This window comes from Bacillus cereus group sp. BfR-BA-01331, from assembly GCF_022663915.1.
GTDB classification, from domain to species: domain Bacteria; phylum Bacillota; class Bacilli; order Bacillales; family Bacillaceae_G; genus Bacillus_A; species Bacillus_A mycoides.
In genome coordinates, this window is the sequence record NZ_JAKUGJ010000066.1 from 1 (window position 1) to 7,021 (window position 7,021).

Below are 7,021 nucleotides of genomic sequence, written 5' to 3' on the forward strand. Positions count from 1 at the left end.
CTGTTGGTAGATTTTGCACTTTTTTATTTCTTTTTTAATAGGATCAGTGTGATTTTTTAAAAGGGGAGATTAGTATGTTTGGTAATAAAGAGGATGATATTAAAGAATATCTTATAAAAGAAGGCTATGAGATTAAAGAATATTTAAGAAAAAATGGAGATTGGTACTATTTTAAAGTACATACTTTTTGGTCAGGGACTCACATAGTAAAAGTGAAAGATGGGTTATTCAACTTTAGAATGGAAAAAGTGTAAACAGGGAGATTTATTCCGTGTAAATATACTTATAAGTGTACTTACAGTATCGACAAAAAGAAAAACCACAGCAATTGCTGTGGTTTTTCTTTTTGTCGACTAAGATGATTTATTTTAGATGCCCATAGTATTGTATGTTGGATTGTATTTGTATGTTCCAAAGTAAACTTTTACATAAAAGTTTACTTTCGATGTTTTGAATTTTATATTTTGAAGTTTCTTTAAATGTTAAGTTTAAAGGAAGGTATATTGTGAACTATTATTAAAGGGAATTGAGTTATTTATAAAAAAAAGAAGCCAAAGAAGGGTATAAAGAAAAAATGGCTAGCATTATGCTAGCCATTTTTTTTTCTTTTATAAGGGAATAGATAGATTAATAGAGCTATAAATAGGATTACAATTATTATTTTTATAATTATAGGAACATCACGAAAATATACCCTTATAGTCTCTCCAAAACTAGGTTCTATAAAGATTCTAATGAAATTTGTTACTAAGAAAAATAACATTAAAATCCAAAATACTATTGTTTTAAATTTTTCCAATCATATCAACTACCTATCTTAATTAGCTTAAAATAGGATGAACATCACGCTTTTTGCTGTCCAATGTGCGGCCGTTTTGTTCCAGCCAAGTTTATATACTAAGTAGTTTTCCATTCCTTGTTGTAGATCATCTTCCCATTCGAAAAGATAATCAGTTATGTCAGCAACGGATTTTGATCCTATTTTAGCGGCTAATAGTTTTGCAGCCTTTTTAACGAGGGCTGTTTTCCATGTATGCATTGATGAATTATTTTCTTCTTCTATAAATCTCTCTTTATCTTGTAGTAATTGTACTTGTTGTGGGTAAGGTAAATTAGCTCCATTTACAATTTCAATGAATAATTTTTGACTGTCTATATCTAGTTCTTTATATAATTTATGTGTAGTAATATCCGTATTTTCTTGGTTAGTAATTTTTTGTTTTGTAGGAGCTGTATTTGGTGAATCAGCTAGTGCATAAGAACCTCCAATAGTACTTACTGCTAATGTTGTAGCGAGAATGCTTCCTGCAATTTTCATTTTCATTATTTGTATCCCCTTTTGTTTTTTTATTGGATTATTCGCGAATTTTGTATTATATAATACAAAATTCATAATATCCTATTATTTACAAAAAGGGAATATTTTACTTATAATTCAAATATAGTGCTTGTTTGGTGAACTTTGGCATATCCCGTTTTTTATTTATAATTCTATTTTTTTATATGTCTCCATGAGTTTGTAAAACATAATCAGGTCGTGCTGGTGCACCACCACCATCACCTATATTTATAGCTTGATTTTTAAAAGAGTCGTTTATTCCTAACGACAGGATACTAATTAAAGATATTCCAAGTATAGTTAGATAAACTTTTTTCATTATTTTAACGCTCCTTTTTCTAATTCATTTTTTTGAGCTGTATTGCTCATGTAAAAATATTGACTTGCTTTGTTATGATTATTTTCTTCATAAAATCTTAGAGCTAGGATATCGGCATATTCTTTTACGCATTCCCATAGTTTTTCTTGTTTAAAGTAAGTAATACCTTCTGAAATTGATGTTTCTAAAGTTAATGTAGGAACTTTGTTGTTGAGTGTTTTTAAGATTTTAAAACGATGTTGAAATTCTTGATTGTTAAAGTTGTTACTAAGTTTTAATCCTTTTTCGATTAGTTGATCGGCGTAATTATGGTCATTTAGTTTATAGTATTCATATGCTTCTACAAAAAATGCTTTGAAATGATTGGGATTATTTTTTGTTACTTCAGATACATGACGAATTGCGAGCTTAGATAAATTTTGTTTTGAATATAACCAGGCTAAATTATGTCTTACCATAAGAATAGAATTTTTATGGTTATTTTTTTGAAAAGTGTCTAGTGCTTTATTAAATGATTCCTCAGCTAATTCGAAATGTTTTAAGTCAATACAACATAGACCTATAAAGTTGTCACATAGTGCTACATTTATTTCATGACCTTCATGTTTTAAAAATTCTTCTTTAGCTAATTTTATATAATCAAGAGCTACTACTTGTTTATAGATTTGATAATAAAAATATCCCATTCGATAATTAAATTCAGCATGTTCTATTGGATCAGGAATGTGTATTAATAGTTCTTTTGCTCTTTCATAGTGTTCACTTGCTTCAGTGTAATTGGATGTTAAAGTAGAATGAAATGCTTTAAAGAAGTGATAATAATAAGCTAGGAAGTCATCTGCTGGAGTTGTGAAATTATTAATTTCATCAAAACTATTTTCTTTAATACTTATCCAATCTGTTAATGCTTTGTATCTAAAATCTAATAAAGAATAATATAAGAGTAAGTTTTGATTTTCTTTAACATTGTTAATTTCACTGTCTATATATTCTTTTAATTGTTTTGCTTTAACTAAATGTTGCCTTAGCATGGATTGATACCAGTCATTTAATAATTTTGTTATTTGTTCATTTTCTAATTGAACATTCATAGAATCTTCCCCTTTTCCAAAATTATCTATATCTTGTTTTTACCATGTTATCATGGTAGTACATTAGATTAACTTTTAAATAAGTTGATATATATTATTTTTAATATTCTGTTTATTTCATCTTTGTTTTTATATGGATGACAAAAAGCCCTTTTATATCAAGGGCTTTTTGCTAATGGGCGTAAATAAGATATTAGTCTTATTGACATTTTTAGGATATCAAATTTAGTTAAAACTGTATATATTTGTTTTTCAGAATATAAAAAGTCAGACAAGATATAACAAAAAAAGCCATTCATGCTATAATTGAGTTGTTCAAGAAACAACTATAGGAGAAAGGCTTTTTTTACTGTTATACAATTAATTAGAGTGTTCAGACTCAAATTAATTTATCTAACTACATAATAACAAAATAAAAGTCTCTTCGCTAGTTGCAAATACTAGAAATGAGGAGAAGAATATGCCAAATACAATTGATTTTAAACAAGTTGAGAAAAATGCAAGAATACGTGATTTAGAAATTGAAAATGAAAAATTCAAACAAGATCATAACGAAATTTCAAAAAACGAATTAGAAAAAGCCATGGAGACTCTGGTTAAAGCTACTGGTAAAGAACTTTACATAGGTACTAAAAAAAGTCCTCATTCGAAAGTGAGGTTTGTTCAGTTGATTCAAGATAATTGGAACTATGCTTTAGAGGTAGGATATTTTACTGATGAAGAAATATTATTTTTAATGAGGATTCAACGTTTTTTACAATTTAAAAGTAATTGTATAGTTGATGATATTCATTTAAGAGGTGCTGTTCCAATGACGCAAACTCAAATTGCTGAACGTCTTGGGACAAGCAAACCTAAAGTTAGTAGAGTATTAAAACAGTTACAAGAAAAAGGTATTGTAGTAAAAGCAGTAGGTCAAGAAATTGAAGGTAATAATGTTCGTACTAATGCTATTTTTATTAATCCTAACATTATGTTTTCTGGTGAACGTGATAATATTGAAGTTACTTTAAAAGCTTTATTTATGAAATCCAAACGTTTATTAAAGAACTTTCCAATAGCCCTTTTTTAAGGGCTATTTTTTTATGTTTTCGTTGTTATCAAATTAGGTAACAAATGTTATCAAATTAGGTAACAACGAAAATGCTTATAAACCCTTGATACAATCATGTTTTTGTACTCAAATAAAGCTTGTTTACTCTCACTCTCTATATAAGGGCTAAAAGTTCCGCAAGGAACAGGTCGTATTTTTGAGTGAAAAGCACTCAAAAATCTCCACCTTTTTCACTACGTTTCATCCTTGCCAAACTTTTTTCGGCTGATTTTTAGCTTTCGCCAAGCCGAACAGACCAAAAACGGGGTTAAGTTGCTCGACTTGGACCAGCAATTGTACCAGCCGAACCGCCAATTCTTCCGTTCAAAGCATGATTCTTTTTCCATACGGATCAACGCTATGTGGGGTTTAGCCCCCACACGACTAGCCAGCACTCACACCCAAAAACAGGGGGAAATAACTCGATAGTTTAATTTAGTACTAAAAAGTTCTATAATGAAACTATTAAAATAGTACTATTTAGTTTGATTGGAGGCGTATAAATGTCTAAACAACAGGTTAAATTCTATGTTACGGATAAGGAGATGGAGCGTTTAAAACTTTTGTCTGAAATGAGATTTATGACAGTTCCTAATTATGCAAAGTTAACAGCTTTAGGTGTGCAAATTAGACAGCCGAAAGAGATAGTTTTAGGTGATGTAAAATTGAAAGAAGAAGACAAATCGGTATTAAAGGAAATTCTGGAGAGAAGACGAGGAAATGGTTATATAGCCTATGACATAGGATTCAATGAGCGATTGGAACAACTCGCCAAAAGATTATTGGGAGAGGAAGAATAAGCGGTAAGTGTCAATGGTAAGCGGACTGGAATGGGTCAGCGGTTTGTGCTGATCCATGAAAGGAGCATTAAGGAATTGACACGTGCAGCTGATTCTTCATCCTCTTGGCTGTTCCTCAAAACGAACCGTTTTGGGGACGCCAACCGGCGAGGAAGCCCCTCAAGGATTGAGGGGTTGGGGAGTTCGATTGATGGGGTCAAGGGGAAGAGTTCCCCTTGTGGGGTGTGGGGCAAAGCCCCTAGAATTTGTCACGCCATGGCGTGATTTGGCGAAGCCAACAAGGTCTCGCAGAGCCCACACCAAATGGAATTTGGTATAGTGGGCTATACCAAAGCTTTGGATTCGCTCTCTCGATATGTTATGATAGTCTCAAAAGTAGTCCTCTTACGGAAGACAATTGTGAGGAAAAAACATGAACAAATTCGCAATCATTCACATGCAGAAATTTCAAATTTCTGATGTGCAAGGGATTCAAAAACATAATCAAAGACAAGGAAAAAGTAAATCAAATTTAGACATCGATTATTCGAAAAGTGAACAGAATTATGATTTGTTAAATCAACAAAAAATTAGATATGAAAGCACAATTAAACAAGAGATCAGTGAGCGAGTAAAACGAAAGCCACGGGCGAATTCTGTTGTACTTTCTGAATTTGTAGTAACAGCTTCGCCAGACTACATGCATTCATTAAGTTTAGAGGAACAGAAACGTTATTTTGAGAGTTCACTAGCGTTTATTCAAAAACGTTATGGGAAACAAAATACGTTGTATGCGATGGTTCATATGGATGAAGCGACACCACATATGCATATTGGTGTGATGCCAATTACAGAAGACAATCGTTTGTCAGCGAAAGATATGTTTACGAGAAAAGAATTAACATCTTTACAACAGGACTTCCCGTTGGAAATGCGGGAAAAAGGTTTTGATGTAGAGCGGGGAGAAGGTTCTGAGAAAAAACATTTATCGCCTCAAGCCTTTAAGGAAAAACAAGATTTAGAAGTAGAAGTGGAACAGTTATCCAATGTAAAAACGCATTTAAAGACAAAAGTAGTGGAAACTCATAATCAATTACAACAAACCACAAACTACATCGAAAAACAGAATGAAACTTTACAAAAAATCCAGCAACAATTTTTGAGTTTAGATAGAAAAATAAAAGAAAAGAAACAGGAATTTGAAATGTTTCGAAACCAAATTCCTGATAAGCCAGTGTCAATGTCTTATTTGCGAGAAGAAACAAAAACAGAAGTAACAACAAAATTGTTTGGAAAGCCAGAAATCACAGAAAAGAAAACAGGAAATATCGTGGTAACACGTGAGCAATGGAGAGATATAGCAGAAAAGGTGAATGCAGCGGTTATTGTTAAAAAAGATTATGAACGTTTACAGAAGACGGATCTGGTAAAAGAGAATCAAAGTTTACGAGAAAGTAATAAATATTTAGAGGAAACGATAGAGGGGAATAATCTTGCTTTAAAACATTCTTATAAACAAAATTGGGAATTGAAAGAAGCAAATAAAGAATTGCATACTGAAATAGGCTCTTTAAAAGCTCATATAAGAGATTTGCAGACTAATATAAAGGTTTTATATCAACAAACGAAAAAAGTCTTTAAAGAGCAATTTAAAGCGTTTAGAGGGCTTGTTAGAAATGAATTAGATATGAAAGGAGTAGATAATCAATTTGAACGTGAACATACAAGAGAAATGAAAAGTAGACAGAAAGGATATGACATGGAACGTTAGAAGAGGATATGGGGGTATGTGTAGCATTTCGTATTGAACAGATAGAAATTGCATTAGAAGAACAACAGCAACAAGAAATCATACAATAAATAAGGGGATTTATGATATAATAAGTGTTCATCACTAGTAACTTAAGGGTTTCATCCTTTTAAAAAAGCTCTTTATATGTTTATATAAAGAGCTTTTTTTATGTTTATTTATTTGAAATTATGATAATCTTGATAAGACTACATTTGAAGATGTGGGTTCAAGTTGCTGTTTGACTGAATTGCACCAAAAAACCAATTCCATTACACGGGAATTGGTTTTTTGGTTTTGGGTGTGTTTCGTTAGCATAATTATTGACAGCCTAAGGGAGATTTGTCTCTTTATAATTTAGTATAACTAAAATAAAAAGAAAATTCAAAATAAAACAATGAATATTTACATATTTTCAAATCCATACGCAAAAATGTAAATATATAGGTTATAATAAGTGTTGAAACACTCTCCTATGTTTCGAGTGATTGTATCTGTTATCTGTTTTTTGGTGCGAAATCTGTTGGTAGATTTTGCACTTTTTTATTTCTTTTTTAATAGGATCAGTGTGATTTTTTAAAAGGGGAGATTAGTATGTTTGGTAATAAAGA

The 7,021-nt window shown here is 31.1% G+C and carries 7 protein-coding genes; 4 read left to right on the forward strand and 3 right to left on the reverse strand.

The genetic code is table 11. The annotated features are described in order from the left end of the window. Positions 1–74 precede the first annotated feature (74 nt). Entirely contained in the window at positions 75–254 is a 180-nt protein-coding gene (locus tag MR155_RS30385; RefSeq protein WP_242312022.1) for a hypothetical protein, read from the forward strand. A 572-nt stretch (positions 255–826) separates the two neighbouring features. On the opposite strand, the gene MR155_RS30390 is transcribed toward MR155_RS30385, so the two are convergent. The 3 genes from MR155_RS30390 to MR155_RS30400 all read right to left on the reverse strand — a co-directional run bounded on the left by MR155_RS30390 (position 827) and on the right by MR155_RS30400 (position 2,749). Then, complete coding sequence (locus tag MR155_RS30390; RefSeq protein WP_242312023.1) at positions 827–1,324, reverse strand: hypothetical protein; 498 nt, start codon at positions 1,322–1,324, stop codon at positions 827–829. Positions 1,325–1,499: 175 nt separating this feature from the next. After that, a complete protein-coding gene (locus MR155_RS30395) occupies positions 1,500–1,658 on the reverse strand; it encodes a Phr family secreted Rap phosphatase inhibitor (protein WP_242312024.1) in 159 nt (52 codons plus the stop codon). Further along, positions 1,658–2,749 (reverse strand): response regulator aspartate phosphatase, encoded by a 1,092-nt coding sequence (locus MR155_RS30400; RefSeq protein ID WP_242312025.1) that lies wholly within the window; start codon positions 2,747–2,749, stop codon positions 1,658–1,660. The genes MR155_RS30395 and MR155_RS30400 overlap by 1 nt, the downstream gene beginning before the upstream one ends. 460 nt (positions 2,750–3,209) lie before the next feature. Between MR155_RS30400 and MR155_RS30405 the strand changes: the two genes are divergently transcribed. The 3 genes from MR155_RS30405 to mobV all read left to right on the forward strand — a co-directional run bounded on the left by MR155_RS30405 (position 3,210) and on the right by mobV (position 6,392). After that, positions 3,210–3,821, forward strand: a complete 612-nt coding sequence (locus tag MR155_RS30405; protein WP_016099733.1) for a helix-turn-helix domain-containing protein — start codon at positions 3,210–3,212, stop codon at positions 3,819–3,821. 524 nt (positions 3,822–4,345) lie between these two features. Next, positions 4,346–4,642, forward strand: a complete 297-nt coding sequence (locus MR155_RS30410; protein ID WP_242312026.1) for a hypothetical protein — start codon at positions 4,346–4,348, stop codon at positions 4,640–4,642. A gap of 412 nt (positions 4,643–5,054) precedes the next feature. After that, positions 5,055–6,392, forward strand: a complete 1,338-nt coding sequence (mobV, locus tag MR155_RS30415) for a MobV family relaxase (protein ID WP_242312027.1) — start codon at positions 5,055–5,057, stop codon at positions 6,390–6,392. The last annotated feature ends 629 nt before the right edge of the window (positions 6,393–7,021 follow it).

Bases quoted from the DNA above. Each gene is read 5' to 3' on its own strand.
- MR155_RS30390 (WP_242312023.1), bottom strand. From the start codon at position 1,324: ATGAAAATGAAAATTGCAGGAAGCATTCTCGCTACAACATTAGCAGTA.
- MR155_RS30395 (WP_242312024.1), bottom strand. From the start codon at position 1,658: ATGAAAAAAGTTTATCTAACTATACTTGGAATATCTTTAATTAGTATC.
- MR155_RS30400 (WP_242312025.1), bottom strand. From the start codon at position 2,749: ATGAATGTTCAATTAGAAAATGAACAAATAACAAAATTATTAAATGAC.
- MR155_RS30405 (WP_016099733.1), top strand. From the start codon at position 3,210: ATGCCAAATACAATTGATTTTAAACAAGTTGAGAAAAATGCAAGAATA.
- mobV (WP_242312027.1), top strand. From the start codon at position 5,055: ATGAACAAATTCGCAATCATTCACATGCAGAAATTTCAAATTTCTGAT.
- MR155_RS30410 (WP_242312026.1), top strand. From the start codon at position 4,346: ATGTCTAAACAACAGGTTAAATTCTATGTTACGGATAAGGAGATGGAG.
- MR155_RS30385 (WP_242312022.1), top strand. From the start codon at position 75: ATGTTTGGTAATAAAGAGGATGATATTAAAGAATATCTTATAAAAGAA.